The sequence below is a fragment of the Sivoneniella epilithica UHCC 1019 genome (genome assembly GCF_040830845.1).
Classification (GTDB): domain Bacteria; phylum Cyanobacteriota; class Cyanobacteriia; order Leptolyngbyales; family Leptolyngbyaceae; genus ULC077BIN1.
The window spans coordinates 1-16,719 of record NZ_JBFPDP010000050.1 but is presented as its reverse complement, the minus strand read 5'-3'; the positions used below and the strand labels follow the sequence as shown (position 1 = coordinate 16,719).

The following is a 16,719-nucleotide window of genomic DNA, read 5'->3' as shown; positions in this document are numbered from 1 at the left end:
CCCAAGACAGATGATGAAACCTGTCACCTCTTGCGTTCCGTTAAGGGATCACCAAATCAGAATTCAACGTTAGTAACAGATCGGTATTTGGATTGATAGCAAACAAATCAACTCGATCGCGGAAGAGTAAGCTTAACCCTGCACCAACAAATGCGCCAGGAAGAACCTCATAGAATCTAATGTTGCGATCGCCTGTCACTGCTGCAATTCCAGCCGCCGCACCTGCACCCACCACTGTCCCTGCCACAAGTTTGCCGGTTGAAAGTGACTTGGTAATGGTTTCAGTTTTCGTAATGAGGCTAGATGCCGCATTGATCGGTAACCGCTTTCCATCCGGCAAGACAATTTCACCCGCCGTAAACTGAGCGCCGTTAGGAGTCGTTATCAGTTGACCTACTACATCGCTGCCAGCCGGAATTAGCACTTGTCCTTGCGAAGTTACCACATTTTGAGCAACTTTCATGGTGAACGGAGTTGGCTGCTCATTCTTAGCTAACAGAACCTTGTCAGCCCCTTCAAATCGAACTGGAATGGACGTGCCTGCTGGGATTCTCACCCCAGCAGAAGGAACGTTACCCACAATAAAGGGCGATTGAATTGGAGCAACTTGTCCAGTGCTAACTAAAGATTGAAACAGGAACGCTGCTACGTCTGCCCGTGTTGCGACCTCATTAGGTCTGAGGAGGCGAATATCGGGGAAGTTCACCACCATCCGTCGTTGGGTTGCGGCTGCCACCCCATTACGAGCATATTGAAGCACGGTGCTACCGTCCGCAAAGATACCTAGGGTTGTATCTACAGAACCAGTTGGGGCATAGTTCAAGCCGCTAGTGAGCGAAACCAAGACCTGCGATCGCGGAATATTTTCACTGGGTCTGAACACATTTCCTGGATAACCCGCCATAAAGCCCATGGTGTAAGCCCGCTGGATAGGAGCCGCCGCCCAATTATTCGAGGGAACATCCACAAACGTAATGGGTTCACGCACTCGGGGTTTATTAAACGCTTTATTGATCATTGCCGCAAATTGGGCACGGGTTACAGGCTGCTCAGGGCGGAACGTACCGTCTTCAAAACCTGCAATTACACCACGCGCAGCCAGTTCGCTAATAAACGGAGTTGCCCAATAATTAGACGGAACATCGGGAAAAGAAGACTGAGAGTACGCTGGAGTACTCATCATAACAATCGGCGCAACCGTTCCGGTTACGAGTCCTAGAGCGACTAATGCAGTAGCCCCGGACTTCCAAGAGTTGGAATTCAACATGGGAGAACTCTCCAAAGAAACATCGACTATTCGTTAGATATGTAGACCTTACACAAGGTAAGAAGGTTCCTCAGGAGATCACAGCAGAAACTGACGATTATTTAGCAAAAATGCTCTGATTTTGGAGTTTCTGTTGAGCGATCGCCTGGTGCTTCTAAAGCTAGAGACGCACCACCAGCGAATTAGTTGCTCCTAAACGCTGAATTGATTCTCCCTTTGAGATTAGGCAATAAATCAATGTAGAACGACATCACAGCAGCCGAAAACCACCTCTCAGAGCTATTAGCAAGTCTTGCAACTGCATAATACTCGCAGAATTGTTTAATGAACGATTAATCGATCGCATTTAGACAACCGATGCAGGCTAATCTGCGATCGCATCCTTGCACCTTTAATGCAGATACACTCTATGGTTTTGGAAAATCCGAAGCCGGACGGAAAGATTCCACGGGAGTACCTTGCAAAGCCCGCGACATGAAATTACGCCAAATAGGTGCCACAAAAGTCCCCCCCGTTGCCCCATGCCCGATAGACGTATAGTCATCATTGCCAACCCAAACCGCCGCTGCCAACTGGGGCACATAGCCTACAAACCAGATATCTCGTTCAGACGTAGTCGTTCCAGTCTTTCCACCCGCCGGACGACCAATATTCGCCGCCGTAGCCGTGCCATTGTTAATCACGCCCTGCATCACACTGTTCAAGGAAGCAACCGCCCACGGATCTAAAACAAGCTGTGGCTTCGGCGTGTTATCTAACAACACATTTCCAGAGCTATCAGTCACCTGCACAATAAACGTCGGCTCTGAATACCAACCCCCACTGGCAAAAGTAGCAAACGCTCCCGCCATTTCCATCGGAGTCAAATCCACTGCGCCCAGAGGGAGAGACACTACTGGCTCAATCGGACTCCGAATTCCCAACGTTCGACAAATATCAATCACCTTATTCAGCCCCATTTCCTGCCCCAGTTTTACCGCTGGAACATTTCGTGAAACCGCTAGTGCCTGACGAATGGAAATAGCGCCTGAAAAAGAGCCATCATAGTTTTGCGGATAATACATCTCATAGCCGTCAGGATACCCAACTGGGCTATCGTAAACCGTAGAATCGGGCGCATATTTCCCAGACGCAAAGGCAGCATAGTAAACAAAGGGCTTGAATGCTGATCCCGGTTGTCTCACAGCTTGAATTGCCCGATTGTATTGACTCTTGCGATAATCCACGCCGCCCACCATCGCCTTTACAAAATGGGTTCGAGGGTCTACCGCCACCAACGCCATCTGGTCGGCATACACTCCCTGAGCCAGTAGCGACTCATGCCCTTCTTTAACTACCTGTTCCGCCATTCGCTGAAAATCTGTGTCAATGGTGGTTTGGACGCGCATTCCCCCTTTCAACACCGCATCTCGCCCAAAGCGCTTGGTCAACTCTTGAACTGCTGCTTCAGTAATATAAGGCGACTGACTAGTTTGAAATGAAGTGATTGTGCCCAGCTTAATCGGTTGTTTCTTAGCAGCTTGGGCTTCTTCCGGGGTAATCCATTTTAGATTTACCATCCGGGTTAATACCTCTTGCTGCCGCTGCTTTGCCCCTTTTAGATTGACAAACGGGCTGAGGGTTTCGGGAGACTGAACTAACCCAGCCATCATGGCGGCTTCTGCCAGGGTTAGGTTGGCGACCGATTTGCCAAAGTAGCTTTGTGCGGCTGTTTGTGCGCCATAGGTGTTATGTCCCCAATAGACTTGGTTGAGGTACATTTCCAAAATCTGATCTTTGGTGAAAATTTGTTCAACTCGTAGGGACAAAACCGATTCAGCTAGTTTTCGGCTAAAAGCTCGTTTGGGCGTGAGGAACAAATTTTTGACCAATTGCATGGTTAAAGTGGAACCCCCTTCTACGGTTCTCCCTTCTGTCCAGTTGGCGCGGGTGGCACGGGCAAGCGCCCCAGCGTTAACGCCGTGATGCTGATAGAAATAACTGTCTTCGATCGCCATCACTGCTCGTTTCAAATGGGGAGACATTTTATCGAGCGGCACCACTTCTCGGTTGGCTTCGCCATGCAAACTCGCCAGCAGTTTCCCTTTAACATCATAAATATGGGTGGTTTCTGTGGGTGCATAGGTTCGCAATACTCGGACATCGGGCAAATTGCGAAAGCTAATGGCTAAGCCCACTAGCCCACCTGCCACAATAGAACTGGTCAGCATAGTGACCCCTAATAAGGTGCCGCCAGTGATTTTGCTAACAGCGCTAATAAACTGAAAAACTGGCTCTTGATTCGTATTGGGCTTCTGCTGAAGAGTGTTAGACGACACGGCGGCAATTTCCTGAGTGAGCAGTGAAGGTTGATATTCTATACGGTCTAGATGATTTGCACTGGAATCTTTAAGTTCGCGTTTACTTTTATGGCGACGGATGAACAGGTTATGCAACGGATGAATAGGATTAGAAAACAAAGATCCTTGAGACTAAAGAATAACGGATAGTTGTTGTCTTGACCTTTCTTCGTACTGCTCTATCTAACAAACTTGTTGGTAGCTTAGTAACTATGATGACTAGCATATCTCAGGGAAAGAAAAGTTCAGGCTACCTAGGAATAGAAGAAAACAAAGTTAGGGTAAGATCAATCGGTCGATGCGGTTGAACAAAAGGATAAGATTATGGGCTAGGAAGGGCGATCGCCTCAATTAAAGCGAGATTCTTTCACCCAAAGAACTGTTAGCCCGTGAACATAGCAGACCTTACCAGTAATTTCATGAATGATTCATCATCGGGCACCAACCAAGATTTTGCCTGGTTGCAGCGCGGCACCAGCGAGATTTTTCCCGATCAGCCAGCCTCTACTTCTGTGGACGACAATCTGCGAGAGCGTTTGACCGCTAGTGATATGCCGTTGCGAATTAAGTTTGGCATCGACCCCACTGGCACCGATGTTCATTTGGGACACAGCATCGTCTTTCGGAAACTGCGTGCTTTTCAAGATGCAGGGCACACCGCCGTATTGATTATTGGTGATTTTACGGCTCGGATTGGCGACCCAACGGGTAAATCAGAAGTACGCCGCCAGTTAACTGAGGCAGATGTGGCAGCAAATGCCAAGACCTATTTGGATCAAGTTCGTCCGATTTTAGATTTTGATACGCCGGGTCGGTTGGAGATTCGCTATAACTCTGAATGGCTGGCTGCGCTGGATTTGTCGAATATTTTAGAACTATTGACCACGATGACAGTCGGGCAAATGTTGGCAAAAGAAGGCTTTGCCGATCGCTATGACAAGGGCAACCCAATCTTTTTGCATGAGTTTCTCTATCCCATAATGCAGGGTTATGACTCTGTAGCGGTTCAAGCAGATGTGGAGCTAGGCGGCACGGATCAAAAGTTCAATATTGCTGTGGGGCGCGATTTGCAGCGACAGTTTGGCTTGCGTCCGCAGTTTGGCTTGCTGCTGCCGATTTTGGTAGGGACAGACGGCACCCAAAAAATGTCAAAATCCTTGGATAACTATGTGGCACTGCTGGAAGACCCGTTGACAATGTATTCCAAATTGGAAAAAACTCCCGATGCAGTGCTGAAGCAGTATTTTGAACTTTTAACGAATCTGCCCTTGGAGCAACTGCCCGACAATCCGCGTGAGTGCCAAAAACTGCTGGCGCTAGATGTGGTGACTCAATATCACGGTCGGGAGGCAGCGTTACAGGCGCAGTCAGCCGCGATCGCTCTGGTGCAAGGGAGCGGCAAAACTCAGCAGGCTGTGGTGCCAGAGTTTTCGTTAGCTGGGGTTGAGTTTCCTGCCAAAATTTTCTACATCGTTAGTGCGAGTGGCTTATGCAAAAGCAGTTCGGATGCTCGTCGCCAAATTCAAGGCGGAGCGGTTAAGTTAGACGGCGATCGCATTGACCAAGTAGACCTCACCTTTGAATCAGCGATAGCCTTAGCAGGGCGAACGTTGAGCGTAGGCACCAAACGGTTTGTGCGATTGGTTGCTTGATGGGTAGGTGAATCAGCCACAAGGTTAAGGGTTTTAACACCGTATGAATGTTTTTAGTTTGAAGCGTGGGCTAGTGGCGATCGCGATCGTTGTCACACTGGCAGGCTGTAGCGCTAGCAAAGCGTCTCAATGTAGCAAGCTGTCCGATTCTGTGAACAAAATGCGCCCCTTGGCTAGCAACTTTCAGCAAGAAGGCAAAACCTATGAAGCCGCTGTGAGAGCCGCCGCCACTAAAAATGATTTCAATGCTTTCAAAGCCGCTTCCGCTAGTTCTGCCAGTGCTTTTAATCGGTTGACTGCCGACCTAGATCGCTTAATCAAAGAAATTGAGGCGATCGACCTCAAAGATGAAACCTTACTTGCCCTCAAAACTCGCTATCTACAAAACACGATCGCCATGAACAGCGCCTTTAAAGGGAACAGCAGCGCGTTAACAACCTTTAGCACCATTGAAAGTTCGCCTCAAGGGTTAAAAGATCAACAAAAAGCTGCCGCTGAGTTGACCCAATCCGCCGCCATCATTCAAAATTTAGTAGTAGAAGAAGGTCGCCTAGTGGCAGACTTTAACAACTACTGCGTGGAGCAGAAGTAGACGGTAGAAAGTTTTGAGTTTTGAGTTCTAAGTTTTGAGTTGCTTCTGCCCTCTGTTCCCTATTTCCTGTCCCCTACTCCTCTTAAAGCTGTGGTTGAGACTATTACAGACCAAATTATCGTGCCGCTGGATGTGCCGACGCAGGAGCAGGCGATCGCGCTAGTCGATCAGCTTCCCCAAGTCACGTTTTGGAAGGTAGGGTTGGAACTGTTCGTTAGCGCTGGACCCGACATCTTAACTGAACTCAAAAATCGTCAGAAGAAGATCTTTCTTGATCTAAAGTTTCATGATATTCCTAATACGGTTGCGGGAGCGTGTCGGGCGGCGGCTCACTATGGTGTCGATTTGCTGACGATTCATGCCACCTGCGGTAAGGAAGCCCTACAAGCTGCCCAAGCTGCGCTCGTGGAAGGTGCTGCTGAATCTGGCAATGCTGTACCCAACCTGTTGGCGATTACTGTGTTGACCAGCTTGAACGCTCGTACCCTAGCTTTTGATCTTAAAATCCCCTTGGAACTCCCCGAATATGCCCTGCATATGGCGTTGCTTGCCCAAGAATGCGGATTGGCTGGAGCCGTTTGCTCTCCCCAAGAAGTGGAGCAACTCCGCCAAACCTGCCGCGATCGCTTTTTGCTAGTCTGCCCCGGCATTCGACCTACTGGATCAGCCGCCGGTGACCAACGCCGTACTCTCACCCCGCGGGCTGCGATCTTGGCTGGAGCCAACTATTTGGTCATTGGTCGCCCGATCACTGCGGCGGCTGATCCTTCATTGGCGTTTCAGCAAATTTGCGATGAGTTAAGTAAACAAGCCTAGAGGATCTGTTGTACATCCTGTTATCTAGTTAAGAGAGGATTTAGAAGGCAAGCTATTAGCGCTTAGCATTCAAGTTGAAAAGTCAAAGCGCTACTGAGGGCGAGTACATTTTCTATTGCTATGTTGGTAAAAATTGCATGAAATCTACCGCATCCATATGTCTAGCGAAGCGTACTTCCTTTTAGATAGGAGATTTCTCATGATTTTTATCATTCCAATCATTCTCGGTGCTGCTGCTTTAATCACTGCGAGCGCGGGGGTTATAACAGGAATAGGTGGCGTTTCCAAAATGGGGGAAGCCAAAGAGATTGGAAAAATTGCTCAAAAACGATATGAACAGAAGCGTGATTCAGCAAAAAGTGACTTACAAGAGACTCAGACTTTAGCAGAAGAATATGGTGAGCTTCAAATTCAAGTCAAGCTACAAACCATTGCACGTTTTGTAGCTTTTATCGAACGAATTGGGCAACGGGCTTCGCAAAGCGATATGGAGTTTTTAGAGGGCTTGGAAGGTGTTTCACCTCAGCAGATTCATGAATACAAGGCAGCAGCATTAGAAGCGGAGCGTTTCGCAACAGGTACTTTTACAGCAGTTGGTGCTGCTTATGCAGCTAGTCAAGGCACAGTAGCACTTGTAGGACTTTTTGGTACAGCTAGCACTGGCGCAGCAATCGGTGGACTTAGTGGTGCTGCTGCTTGGAATGCTACTCTTGCATGGCTTGGTGGAGGTTCCTTGGCAGTAGGAGGAGGAGGAATGGCGTTAGGGACTATAGTGCTAAGTGGTATTGCAGTGGGACCAGCTTTAATGATTGGTGGTTTTGTCTTAGGAGGACAAGGGGAAAAAGCCTTGACTGAAGCGCGTCACTATGAAGCAAAAGCAAATACTGAAATTGCAAAACTTAATACTTTCAAGGAGTTTCTTGAACAAGTACAACGGCGGATTACAGAATTAAGGAATCTTGTAAATACACTAAACGACATAGCTATTGAAGATTTAATGGAGCTTGAGTCAAACCCCTTTGTCCGTGAGCGAGATGCTGCCAAATTCCAACAAGTTGCACTTTTAGTTAAGGCACTAGCCGAAATTATGAAAACTCCAGTTTTAGACACCGAGGGTAATTTAAATCATGCTACAGAAACTTTGAAGGCAAAGTACCGTACTCTCTAAACAAAAATATGGTAACTAAAAAAACCTCTATGGATTTTGTCCGAGGTGTTGAAGCATTCGCCACTCCTGCTCAATGCTTGAATGATGTTATTCAAGCGTGGACTGAGTATTTGACAGTCGTTGAAGAAGAGAGAACTAAACGCTCTAGAATTGAGGCTTGGGAAAAGAGCACTCTTGCTGAAATCCAGGCAAAACGTGATTTTCTGATTGGTTATCTTGACCGTTCATTTGATGAGCGGACTAACAACTTTCAGTCTCTTTTTCAAGCAGTTGATCGAGCAATGTCTTCTGGTAATAATCAACAACTTGGTTTAGCACTACATGCGATAGTGGAACTGGCTAAATCTAGCCCTTTTAAAGACATTGCAGACCTGTCTACTGTGAAAGCAGCACTTAATGATCCAGAACATGTGTGGGACTTATAGTATGGTAGGCATCTAATAATTTATATGCAGATAGGTTTCAGAACTCCAACCAACAGATTTTGAGACTATCTGCTATTGCTAGTTCAAAGTTGTTAGACCTAACTCCCGTAGTTGATAAATTACTTTTCTTTGACATCGCTCCTCTTGGAAACCCCAACGTATCTTTCACCTCTAAACCTCCTCTACAAATTAAATCAAGCGATCACACCTGAGTCTGTCCTAATACACTAATTCCTATAGTCTAGCTCGGTTTCTAATGTCCTTCGGTTGGTTAACGCCCAGTCACTTCAGTATGCTGGGTTTGCTGTAGTATTTGCGATCGCCGATAAAATTATGCTGAACTGACTTGATCGCTAAAATAGAACCACAGCCTGTACCAAAGACAGTATGAAACTTGAAGCCATTCTCAGCGATCGTCACCTCATCCACTCCGATCCAGACATTATGAGTGGTGTGCCTATCTTTGTCGGAACCCGTGTTCCTCTACAGACTTTTCTGGACTACTTAGAGGGTGAAGAAGGACTAACCGAGTTTGTTATAGACTTTCCTCATCTGGAATCCCAGGCAATTCAAGTTCTGGAAGCGATCGCCAAAGTCATGCTCTATCAAGAACGTCACACCAATGCTCATCCTGCTTGACGAAAACCTCTTGAGCAAGAAACTGAAGCAGCCCTTTCTTGAAGCAGGTCATACCGTCAGTAACGTGGATGATATGGGCTGGCGTGGTTTCAAGGATCGGCAGATTCTAGAACTAGCAAGCACCTACCCCTTTGATGTTTTCATCACCGCAGACAAAAATCTAGCCTTCCAACAAAATCTCACCCGCTACCCCGTCTGCATTGCTCTTCTAAATACCAGCACCACTAGACCCAGCCACCTCTTGCCCCTCATGGTGCAATTGAGTGTGCGGCTAACCTCAGTCTTTGAGGAAAGTAAGATAATCAGAATTGATGATGCAGGAACCATAGCCGCGATCGCTTTTTGCTAGTCTGTCCTGGCATTCGACCCACTGGATCAGCAGCGGGTGACCAACGCCGTACCCTGACCCCACGGGCTGCGATCGCGGCTGGAGCCAACTATTTAGTCATTGGGCGACCCATTACGGCGGCAGTTGATCCTGCCCTAGCCTTTCATCAGATTTGTGAAGAGTTGGGCAAAAAAGTTTGAGAATACGATGAGTTTCACATATCGATTATCTACCAGCAAAACCCAGTATTCCTATGGGTTGATTCAATGTATTGATTTATCAAGCTAGAGTGTGAATCATGCGAACTCTAAAAAAGTATGAGAATATAAAGAAATCCTTAAGAGGTGAAGACCGATGATCACTGCCAAGATGATGCAACAGCTTTGGGCTGTAATCGAGTCTACTCAAGTTAACACGCTGCTGCAATTTGACGATTCTGATTTAATAAAGTTGCTGTTAAACCAGTTTGCCAATCAGCAAACCATTGACGCTCAAACCACTCATAATCTGAATACTTATATTGAGTCACGCCTGCCGCTGATTCGAGACATTGCTGAAGAACGGCGATCGCTAGGGCAGGGCACTCTTTAGTACAACGCTATGAACCATTGGCTGAGCATTGCCCTAGGCGCTTATTCGATTGGAGCCGTGATTGAAGGGATTAATGCTGTGAGCCATTTACCGCCTTCAGCCTTCAACCCGCCCAACACAGAGGTTCCATCCAAGTCAACTGAGCCGTTGACCAAGCATTGGCACAAAATTGCCGCGATCGCCTCCGTCAGCATTTGTGGAGCGGTTCTTTGGCCCTGTCGTTTACTTCACCGAGCTTTGAAAGATGATCAAGCGTGAGTCTGCTTGAGAAGCAATGATCAATCTAAAAATACGCTTAAACTAAAACCCCTGCCGAACCGAAATAGGTTCACGACAGGGGTTTGTTTAGCAGAAAAACTTTAGCAGAGAAACCAGTTTAGGGCGCGTCTTGGGTTGGCAAAATAACTCGCTTGGCTAAGCCTAGTTTGCTCAAGCCTTGAATTGCCCACCAAGTCATGTCGATTTCCCACCATTTCAGCCCCGCTTTTGCCACGTTGGGAGCCGCATGATGGTTATTGTGCCAGCCTTCACCATAGGTTAAAAGGGCTGCCCACCATAGGTTACGAGAGTTATCCTCGGATTCAAAACTGCGATATCCGGTCATATGGCTAGCGGAGTTAATCAGCCATGTGCTGTGCCATAGCAAAACGGCTCTGAGAAATACGCCGTAAATTACAAATGACCAGCCGCCCATGAGATAAAGCAAGATCCCTAACGGCAACTGAAGCAACAGGAAGTAGGTATTTAATCCGCGATAGAAGGGATCACGAGCGAGTTCTGGCGCATATTGTTTGTATTGATCGTAGTCAAAAAATTTCTTGATTGGGTAGAACAACCAAAGCATATGGCTCCACCAAAATCCTTTGTTGGCAGAATAGGGATCTTTGTCGTTGTCTTCGGTGTGGAGATGGTGTTGGCGATGTCCGGCTACCCAAAAAATCGGTCCACCCTGAAGGGCTAAGGTGCCAAGAACAGCGATCGCATACTCTAAAGGTTTAGGGACTTGAAAGCTGCGATGGGTTAACAGGCGATGATAGCCTAAGCAAATGCCAATGCTGCCAAACAGCCAATGTAAGAAAAGAGTAACGCCCAAGGCAGACCAAGAGAAGAACCAGGGAGACAGAAGCGCGATCGCGTGGACTGCACCGAAAAACGCCACGCTCACCCAGTCTAGAGGAGGCAATTGCTCGACAGGAGCCACCTTAACCGAAGTAGAAGTCATCAGTATTCCTTAATAATTGAATGATTTCCATAGGGGCGCGATCGGATGCAAGTTCGCAAAACTGACGCTCCTGTAAAAACCGTTTACACTGGAGAAAATGCAAGTAGTGCTTACATTTCTTCTACTGTAACAATCTTTAACGATTTATGCAAGTGTCACTTGCATTTTAATCATGGCTGATCAGCGAAACTCTACTCGGCAACGGTTGATTCATTCTGCCCTTGAACTGTTTGCGACCCAAGGGGTGACTGAAACGACGACCAAACAAATTGCTGAGTTGGCAGAAGTGAATGAAGTGACTTTATTTCGCCAGTTTGGTAATAAAAATGGGCTGCTGCTAGCGGTGATTGAAGAAGCAGCGGTGTTTACCCAATTGGGTCAGACATTAGTGCGACAAGCCAGTGAGACTGGCAGCTTGGGAGATATTTATGAGGCACTTAGCGCCTATGCCACCGCCTGCTTGCAAGCATTAGAAGCCGTTCCAGCCGTGGTGCGATCGGTGGTGGGCGAATCGGGGCAGTATCCCGCAGAGAATCGAGCGGCATTGGGGAAAGGGTTTACTCAAGCAAATCGCTATGTCGCGGATTATTTTGCCAGGGTGATTGAGCAAGGGCAATTGCAGACTCATCTTCCCGCCGAAAAACTGGCAAGCTTACTGAATGGAATGCTTTTAGGATATGCCGTCATTGAATTTACTAGCGAATTTCACGAACTTTGGAAAAATCGAGAGGATTTTTTAGAAACGGTTGTAACACTCTTCTTAAATGGTGCATTTTCCAGTGCTTCACAACTTTCTTTTCGCTCAGTTTCTTTAGTCAAACCTGAGTCTTCATCTAGTGCAGTCTTATCTGATTTATCTGCAAGTTTAGTTCATAAAATTTTACAGCAAGCTAAGAAAGTAGGATTACAAGACTATGCGATCGCCTATGTTTTGTTTGGTGCTGGGTTAAGTCCATTAGAGATAATTTCTCTACATCACAGGCACTATATTAGTGATGCGAGTCAACAACTGTTGCAGATTGCTCAGGGAAGCCGCCAAGTTCCTGTGAACCAATGGATCTTAGGCAAACGCTATGGTTCATACACTCGTAATCCGTTAACTCAATGGCTCAAAAGCCGTAAAGATAATCAATCATCACTATTTGTCGGTAATGACGACCAGCCATTAACAGAAGCAGGATTGCGTCAACGCTGGCAACGCTGGACAGAGGGTTTGTTCACCCCAGAAGGGCAGCCTCCCACGATCGCCCAAGCTCACCAAACCTGGTGTGTGGAACTGTTAATGCGGGGAGTCAGCTTAGATGATCTGCAACTGTTGACAGGGTACGATCGGGCAACGCTGCAACCCTACGCGCAGAGAGCTAAGGAAAAAACAGCATTGGAACAAGCAATTCGATTGGATCAAAAACCCTAAACGCGATCGCCTGACTTGATAGCCTTGTGATTTTATCTCCTCACGATCGCAGATTCACTGAATTATCGAAATCAGCCCATGCAATTTCTCTGCATTATTTGCTGACTAATACTCGCCAGATGATAAAAGCGGTAAAGCTAATATAACCAAATACAACTAGCCAATCTTGCCAATTTTCGAGCAGAGTCAATTCACTATTCATGCTCCTCCTTTTGCAAAATCGCTGTTATGGGCAAAAAGCGATCGCCCTTACAACAATACGCGATGTGCAACCTGGAGTAGCTATTTAAGCCATGCGATCGCGGTTATGGCAATTTGCATCATTGCTTGGCAGGTGTTATTGAGTTAGTGGGGCGGACGTGATCCGCGATCGCTTAACTCTCTTAGTTCTGGCGTTAGTGCTACTTTGTAAATCCCAGCGTGTAGCGGTAGAGTGCAACGGGGCGATCGCCTGCCACAAAAGCTTTAGGATGAGGTGGATTAAGATAAACCGCCGTAAATTGATCAGCAGTCACGCTGCCATCGGGCTGATGGGTATAGGCTGTGGTGGTTTCGACCTGATTTTTGTAGGGTTTTTCGGGCGCTTGAAAAAACTGCTGAAATAGCTCTGAGGCAATGAAACGATCGGGATCAGGCTGTTCAACAGTGCGCCCTATGGCGAAGGAAAATAACTTGCGATTATCTCGAAATTTTGTAGTCATGCGATTAGGGTCGCGTGAATCTACCCAAACCCGAAACACGCGATCGCCCAAATAGGCTTTGGCAAGGCTTAACCCATTAAACGCGCGATCGGACACCACTGAGGCGGTTGTCAGAGATTTTGTTGGCAGGGACAGGAATGGAACAACCGCTTTATTGCGTTCCAAAATGGTGTTAGGCACGAACCGCACTGGGCACGTTATGGGTATATTCAAAAAATCTCGATTGCCCTCGAAGCCCGGAGTTGTGACCTCTGGTGCCAATGGTGCCACCATCTCTTTCAAGGTGCTGGTCAGTTTCCAAGTGCCCACCATCCAATCGGGGTAGATTAAATCGCCTTCGACAGACTGCACAGTCGGTTTATCATTCCATTCAGGAAAGGCGGCAATGCGCTCTGTTAAAGTGCTTGCAAGCACTGCGGAGGTTGAACAGAGGCAGCCAATGAACAGCAATGGAAGTAGACAATAGGCAAGGGTAAATAGAATCCGAATTGAAAAAGAAAACTTCATGGGCACGTTTAAAGGACATTGCTGAATCTGGGATGAAATTTGTAGAGGCAATCCCTTGTGGTTGCCCTCCATCTCCGGCAGGGTAGGCACAAGACCTACCCCTACAGTCAAAGATCATACTTGCATTCAGCAACGCCGTTTAAAGACAAATCAGCGAGAAGGCGACTCGGCTAAAAGGCGAATCTTATAGAACGAACAACTTTTATTGCGATCGCCTTCTACCTTCACCCTTATTATTCGTTACTCATTCCCTGGTTCTCTGACCTGCCCCAAAACAATAGATTCATGCCGAAACGGAAGGCTGCCCTTAAAAATACTCTCTTCCAAAACAACGCGATCGCGTCCTTCAGCTTTTGCCCGATAAAGTGCCCGATCGGCGGCGGTAACCAGATGAATCGACGAGACATCTAAGAGAGGAGTAATGACCGCAACGCCTAGGCTCATGGTGACAAACTGGCTGACCAATGACCCTTGATGGGCAATTTTTAAGTCGGCGATCGCGAGTTGGATATCGTCAGCCACCTTTAAGGCACCTTGGGTCGGCGTGTTGGGCAAAATCACTGCAAACTCCTCTCCACCATAGCGCGCCACTAGATCTCCAGGACGCTTGGTTGCCAGCCCAATTGCGCCCGCAATTTGACGTAAACATTGATCGCCTGCTTGATGACCATAGGTATCATTAAACCGCTTGAAACAATCGACATCACACAATACTAAAGCGAGGGGTTGTTGCTCTCGCGACAATCTGCGCCATTCATGGGCTAAACAATTGTCAAACCCACGACGGTTTGCAACTTGGGTTAATCCATCTAGATGAGCAAGCCGCTGGAGTTCTTGGTTTGCCAGTTGCAGGGCAGTTTCCGCCGCACGGCGATCGCGCACCTCCGCCCGCAGTCGTTCATTTTGCTGTTCAAGCTGCTGCTGTAACCGTCGCAAAGACAAATGCAATTCAATCCGGGCAACCACTTCCATGCTGTGAAACGGTTTTGTAATGTAATCTACTCCGCCTAATTTGAAGGCTTTGATCTTGTCTGGCAGTTCATCTAGGGCACTAATAAAAATAATTGGAATGTCTCTGGTTGCAGGATTTGCTTTGAGTTTTTCGCAAACCTGATAACCATCCATCTGAGGCATACAAATATCTAATAAAACCAGTTCAGGTAAAGTAGATTCTGCTAGCTCTAACGCGATCGCTCCATTCGGGGCTGATTGAGTACTAAATCCCTGCCGGGTTAGCAAACTGCGAAGCAGGTCTACGTTATCTGTCACATCATCCACAATTAAAATCGTGTTCTGGTTGTGCTGGGTCTGCTGCTCGTTCATTAACCACTCTTTACTCAAAATCACTCTTTACTCAAAAAATTAGTACTTCGTTCAAAGTAAATCTATCTATAGATATAAAAGCTATGGATATAAAGGCAAATCCAATCAAGAATCTTTATCCTGCTTAACCTTAATTTACGATAGGCATGACGTATTACTGAAAAGCGGGTGGAATTGTGCTGACAGCGATCGCCGGAATCTTGAGAAAAGTTTAGGCAGAGATTGTCAACATTGCTGAATCGAGATATGAAATTTGTAGGGGCAATCCCTTGTGGTTGCCCTTCATCCTAAAGAGGGTAGGCACAAGGCGCTACCCCTACCAATAGAAACCATGTCTGCATTCAGTAATGCTAGATTTTCTACTGCTCCTGCTGTGAGGTACTACGTTTATCAACTTCTGATGCTCAATTCTAGGGTTCCCACGAGAGCGACCCTTGGTATATCAATCGCTACAATCTCAGTTAAATTACGTTGAATGGCGGAACTTTGCTAAGAAATGTCGTAATCTTTTTCATGCCATTCGCTATTTCTCCCTCCTTGCGACATGTCCAATTCTTTTGTTTTTACGAATGCTCGTATTCCAGGCTATGTTGGCTTACAACAACTGACGATTCAGGAGAAAGTGGTTATCTCTCTGGAACCTCAGTCACAGGTTATCCCCTCAGAGGGGTTCTTGGATTTGCTAGGCGACTGGATTTCACTCGGTGGGATTGATCTACAAATTAACGGAGCATTGGGACTGGCTTTTCCTGATCTGAATTCTAAAAATGCAGATAAGCTAGAAGTCATCAATCAATTCCTTTGGCAGCAAGGTGTCGATGGTTACTTGCCCACGGTGGTGACAACCTCTACGAAAAATATCCAGCGATCGCTCTCCACCCTTGCCACTTCTAATTCCCCCATCCTAGGCGCTCACTTAGAAGGTCCTTTTCTCAATCCGGCTAAACGGGGCGCTCATCCCGCAGAGCATCTATTACCGCTGACATTAGACACCGTGAAACGAGTGCTAGGTGACTATGCCAGTGTTGTCAAAGTGATGACATTAGCTCCTGAACTCGATGAAACAGGCAAAGTGATTCCTTACTTGCGATCGCTGGGTATTACCGTGAGCTTGGGGCACTCTTTGGCAACAGCGGCTCAGGCACAACACGCTTTCGACCAAGGAGCCACGATGGTGACCCATGCCTTTAACGCGATGCCGCCCTTACACCATCGAGAACCGGGTTTGCTGGGAGGCGCGATCGCCCATCATCAGGTACAGTGTGGCTTGATTGCCGATGGACAGCATGTTTCACCAATCATGATGGACATTTTGCTGCGTGCCTCTCGCTATGAACAAGGTATTTTTCTAGTCAGCGATGCCCTATCTCCCCTCGGCTTACCCGATGGCATTTATCCCTGGGATACTCGCCACATTGAAGTCACCAACGGCACGGCTCGACTTCCCGATGGCACCCTGTCTGGCACCACCTTACCGCTGCTGGTTGGCGTACAAAATCTAGTGAAATGGGGAATTTGTAATCTAGAACAGGCGATCGCCCTGGCAACCACTGCTCCCCGACGGGCGATCGGTTTACCCACCCATTACATCGGGCAACCTGCTCACCTACTCCGCTGGCATCAATCCAAGTCTGGGGAACTGCAATGGAAACGGTTAGGGAGTTTTGAGTTTTGAGTTTTGAGTTTTGAGTTTTGAGTTTTGAGTTTTGAGTTTTGAGTTTTGAGTTTTGAGTTT

18 protein-coding genes are annotated in these 16,719 nt (G+C 47.2%); 13 read left to right on the top strand and 5 right to left on the bottom strand.

What is annotated here, in order from left to right; genetic code table 11:
* Positions 1 to 40: 40 nt before the first annotated feature.
* A complete protein-coding gene (locus AB3R30_RS22215; protein WP_458651397.1) occupies positions 41 to 1,267 on the bottom strand; it encodes an S-layer homology domain-containing protein in 1,227 nt (408 codons plus the stop codon).
* A gap of 407 nt (positions 1,268 to 1,674) precedes the next feature.
* A complete protein-coding gene (locus tag AB3R30_RS22210) occupies positions 1,675 to 3,726 on the bottom strand; it encodes a transglycosylase domain-containing protein (RefSeq protein ID WP_458651396.1) in 2,052 nt (683 codons plus the stop codon).
* Positions 3,727 to 4,025: 299 nt separating this feature from the next.
* Between AB3R30_RS22210 and tyrS the strand changes: the two genes are divergently transcribed.
* The 10 genes from tyrS to AB3R30_RS22160 all read left to right on the top strand — a co-directional run bounded on the left by tyrS (position 4,026) and on the right by AB3R30_RS22160 (position 10,075).
* On the top strand, positions 4,026 to 5,258 hold the full coding sequence (tyrS, locus tag AB3R30_RS22205; RefSeq protein ID WP_458651395.1) for a tyrosine--tRNA ligase: 1,233 nt from the start codon (positions 4,026 to 4,028) through the stop codon (positions 5,256 to 5,258).
* A gap of 43 nt (positions 5,259 to 5,301) precedes the next feature.
* Entirely contained in the window at positions 5,302 to 5,850 is a 549-nt protein-coding gene (locus AB3R30_RS22200) for a hypothetical protein (protein WP_458651394.1), read from the top strand.
* A 90-nt stretch (positions 5,851 to 5,940) separates the two neighbouring features.
* Positions 5,941 to 6,666, top strand: a complete 726-nt coding sequence (gene pyrF, locus AB3R30_RS22195) for an orotidine-5'-phosphate decarboxylase (RefSeq protein ID WP_458651393.1) — start codon at positions 5,941 to 5,943, stop codon at positions 6,664 to 6,666.
* 199 nt (positions 6,667 to 6,865) lie between these two features.
* Positions 6,866 to 7,834 (top strand): hypothetical protein, encoded by a 969-nt coding sequence (locus AB3R30_RS22190; RefSeq protein ID WP_458651392.1) that lies wholly within the window; start codon positions 6,866 to 6,868, stop codon positions 7,832 to 7,834.
* An 8-nt stretch (positions 7,835 to 7,842) separates the two neighbouring features.
* Positions 7,843 to 8,259 carry a hypothetical protein gene (locus tag AB3R30_RS22185; RefSeq protein WP_458651391.1) on the top strand — a complete coding sequence of 139 codons (417 nt, stop codon included), beginning with the start codon at positions 7,843 to 7,845 and terminating at the stop codon, positions 8,257 to 8,259.
* Between the two features lie 387 nt (positions 8,260 to 8,646).
* Positions 8,647 to 8,898, top strand: a complete 252-nt coding sequence (locus AB3R30_RS22180) for a DUF433 domain-containing protein (RefSeq protein WP_458651390.1) — start codon at positions 8,647 to 8,649, stop codon at positions 8,896 to 8,898.
* The gene (locus tag AB3R30_RS22175; protein ID WP_458651389.1) at positions 8,882 to 9,247 is read left to right on the top strand and encodes a DUF5615 family PIN-like protein; all 366 of its coding nucleotides are present in this window, start codon (positions 8,882 to 8,884) and stop codon (positions 9,245 to 9,247) included. Before AB3R30_RS22180 ends, AB3R30_RS22175 begins: the two co-directional genes overlap by 17 nt.
* Entirely contained in the window at positions 9,241 to 9,426 is a 186-nt protein-coding gene (locus tag AB3R30_RS22170; RefSeq protein WP_458651388.1) for an orotidine 5'-phosphate decarboxylase / HUMPS family protein, read from the top strand. Before AB3R30_RS22175 ends, AB3R30_RS22170 begins: the two co-directional genes overlap by 7 nt.
* A gap of 154 nt (positions 9,427 to 9,580) precedes the next feature.
* Positions 9,581 to 9,817, top strand: coding sequence for a hypothetical protein (locus AB3R30_RS22165; RefSeq protein WP_458651387.1), 237 nt, complete (start codon positions 9,581 to 9,583; stop codon positions 9,815 to 9,817).
* Between the two features lie 9 nt (positions 9,818 to 9,826).
* Positions 9,827 to 10,075, top strand: coding sequence for a hypothetical protein (locus AB3R30_RS22160; protein WP_458651386.1), 249 nt, complete (start codon positions 9,827 to 9,829; stop codon positions 10,073 to 10,075).
* Between the two features lie 118 nt (positions 10,076 to 10,193).
* On the opposite strand, the gene AB3R30_RS22155 is transcribed toward AB3R30_RS22160, so the two are convergent.
* Entirely contained in the window at positions 10,194 to 11,039 is an 846-nt protein-coding gene (locus AB3R30_RS22155; protein WP_458651385.1) for an acyl-CoA desaturase, read from the bottom strand.
* 172 nt (positions 11,040 to 11,211) lie between these two features.
* Here AB3R30_RS22155 and AB3R30_RS22150 point away from each other — a divergent pair, with 172 nt between their 5' ends.
* Together AB3R30_RS22150 and AB3R30_RS22145 are read left to right on the top strand one after the other, a co-directional pair.
* Positions 11,212 to 12,453, top strand: coding sequence for a TetR family transcriptional regulator (locus tag AB3R30_RS22150; protein ID WP_458651384.1), 1,242 nt, complete (start codon positions 11,212 to 11,214; stop codon positions 12,451 to 12,453).
* A 166-nt stretch (positions 12,454 to 12,619) separates the two neighbouring features.
* Complete coding sequence (locus AB3R30_RS22145) at positions 12,620 to 12,802, top strand: hypothetical protein (protein WP_458651383.1); 183 nt, start codon at positions 12,620 to 12,622, stop codon at positions 12,800 to 12,802.
* Positions 12,803 to 12,854: 52 nt separating this feature from the next.
* On the opposite strand, the gene AB3R30_RS22140 is transcribed toward AB3R30_RS22145, so the two are convergent.
* Complete coding sequence (locus AB3R30_RS22140) at positions 12,855 to 13,751, bottom strand: DUF6816 family protein (RefSeq protein ID WP_458651382.1); 897 nt, start codon at positions 13,749 to 13,751, stop codon at positions 12,855 to 12,857.
* Positions 13,752 to 13,901: 150 nt separating this feature from the next.
* Positions 13,902 to 14,984 (bottom strand): diguanylate cyclase domain-containing protein, encoded by a 1,083-nt coding sequence (locus AB3R30_RS22135; protein ID WP_458651381.1) that lies wholly within the window; start codon positions 14,982 to 14,984, stop codon positions 13,902 to 13,904.
* A 544-nt stretch (positions 14,985 to 15,528) separates the two neighbouring features.
* On the opposite strand from AB3R30_RS22135, the gene nagA reads away from it, so the two are divergent.
* Positions 15,529 to 16,659 (top strand): N-acetylglucosamine-6-phosphate deacetylase, encoded by a 1,131-nt coding sequence (nagA, locus tag AB3R30_RS22130; RefSeq protein WP_458651380.1) that lies wholly within the window; start codon positions 15,529 to 15,531, stop codon positions 16,657 to 16,659.
* Positions 16,660 to 16,719 lie beyond the last annotated feature (60 nt).

Coding starts and splice junctions, on each gene's coding strand:
- nagA (WP_458651380.1), top strand. CDS start 15,529: ATGTCCAATTCTTTTGTTTTTACGAATGCTCGTATTCCAGGCTATGTT.
- AB3R30_RS22215 (WP_458651397.1), bottom strand. CDS start 1,267: ATGTTGAATTCCAACTCTTGGAAGTCCGGGGCTACTGCATTAGTCGCT.
- AB3R30_RS22200 (WP_458651394.1), top strand. CDS start 5,302: ATGAATGTTTTTAGTTTGAAGCGTGGGCTAGTGGCGATCGCGATCGTT.
- AB3R30_RS22165 (WP_458651387.1), top strand. CDS start 9,581: ATGATCACTGCCAAGATGATGCAACAGCTTTGGGCTGTAATCGAGTCT.
- AB3R30_RS22135 (WP_458651381.1), bottom strand. CDS start 14,984: ATGAACGAGCAGCAGACCCAGCACAACCAGAACACGATTTTAATTGTG.
- AB3R30_RS22160 (WP_458651386.1), top strand. CDS start 9,827: ATGAACCATTGGCTGAGCATTGCCCTAGGCGCTTATTCGATTGGAGCC.
- AB3R30_RS22190 (WP_458651392.1), top strand. CDS start 6,866: ATGATTTTTATCATTCCAATCATTCTCGGTGCTGCTGCTTTAATCACT.
- AB3R30_RS22180 (WP_458651390.1), top strand. CDS start 8,647: ATGAAACTTGAAGCCATTCTCAGCGATCGTCACCTCATCCACTCCGAT.
- AB3R30_RS22155 (WP_458651385.1), bottom strand. CDS start 11,039: ATGACTTCTACTTCGGTTAAGGTGGCTCCTGTCGAGCAATTGCCTCCT.
- AB3R30_RS22175 (WP_458651389.1), top strand. CDS start 8,882: ATGCTCATCCTGCTTGACGAAAACCTCTTGAGCAAGAAACTGAAGCAG.
- AB3R30_RS22150 (WP_458651384.1), top strand. CDS start 11,212: ATGGCTGATCAGCGAAACTCTACTCGGCAACGGTTGATTCATTCTGCC.
- AB3R30_RS22185 (WP_458651391.1), top strand. CDS start 7,843: ATGGTAACTAAAAAAACCTCTATGGATTTTGTCCGAGGTGTTGAAGCA.
- tyrS (WP_458651395.1), top strand. CDS start 4,026: ATGAATGATTCATCATCGGGCACCAACCAAGATTTTGCCTGGTTGCAG.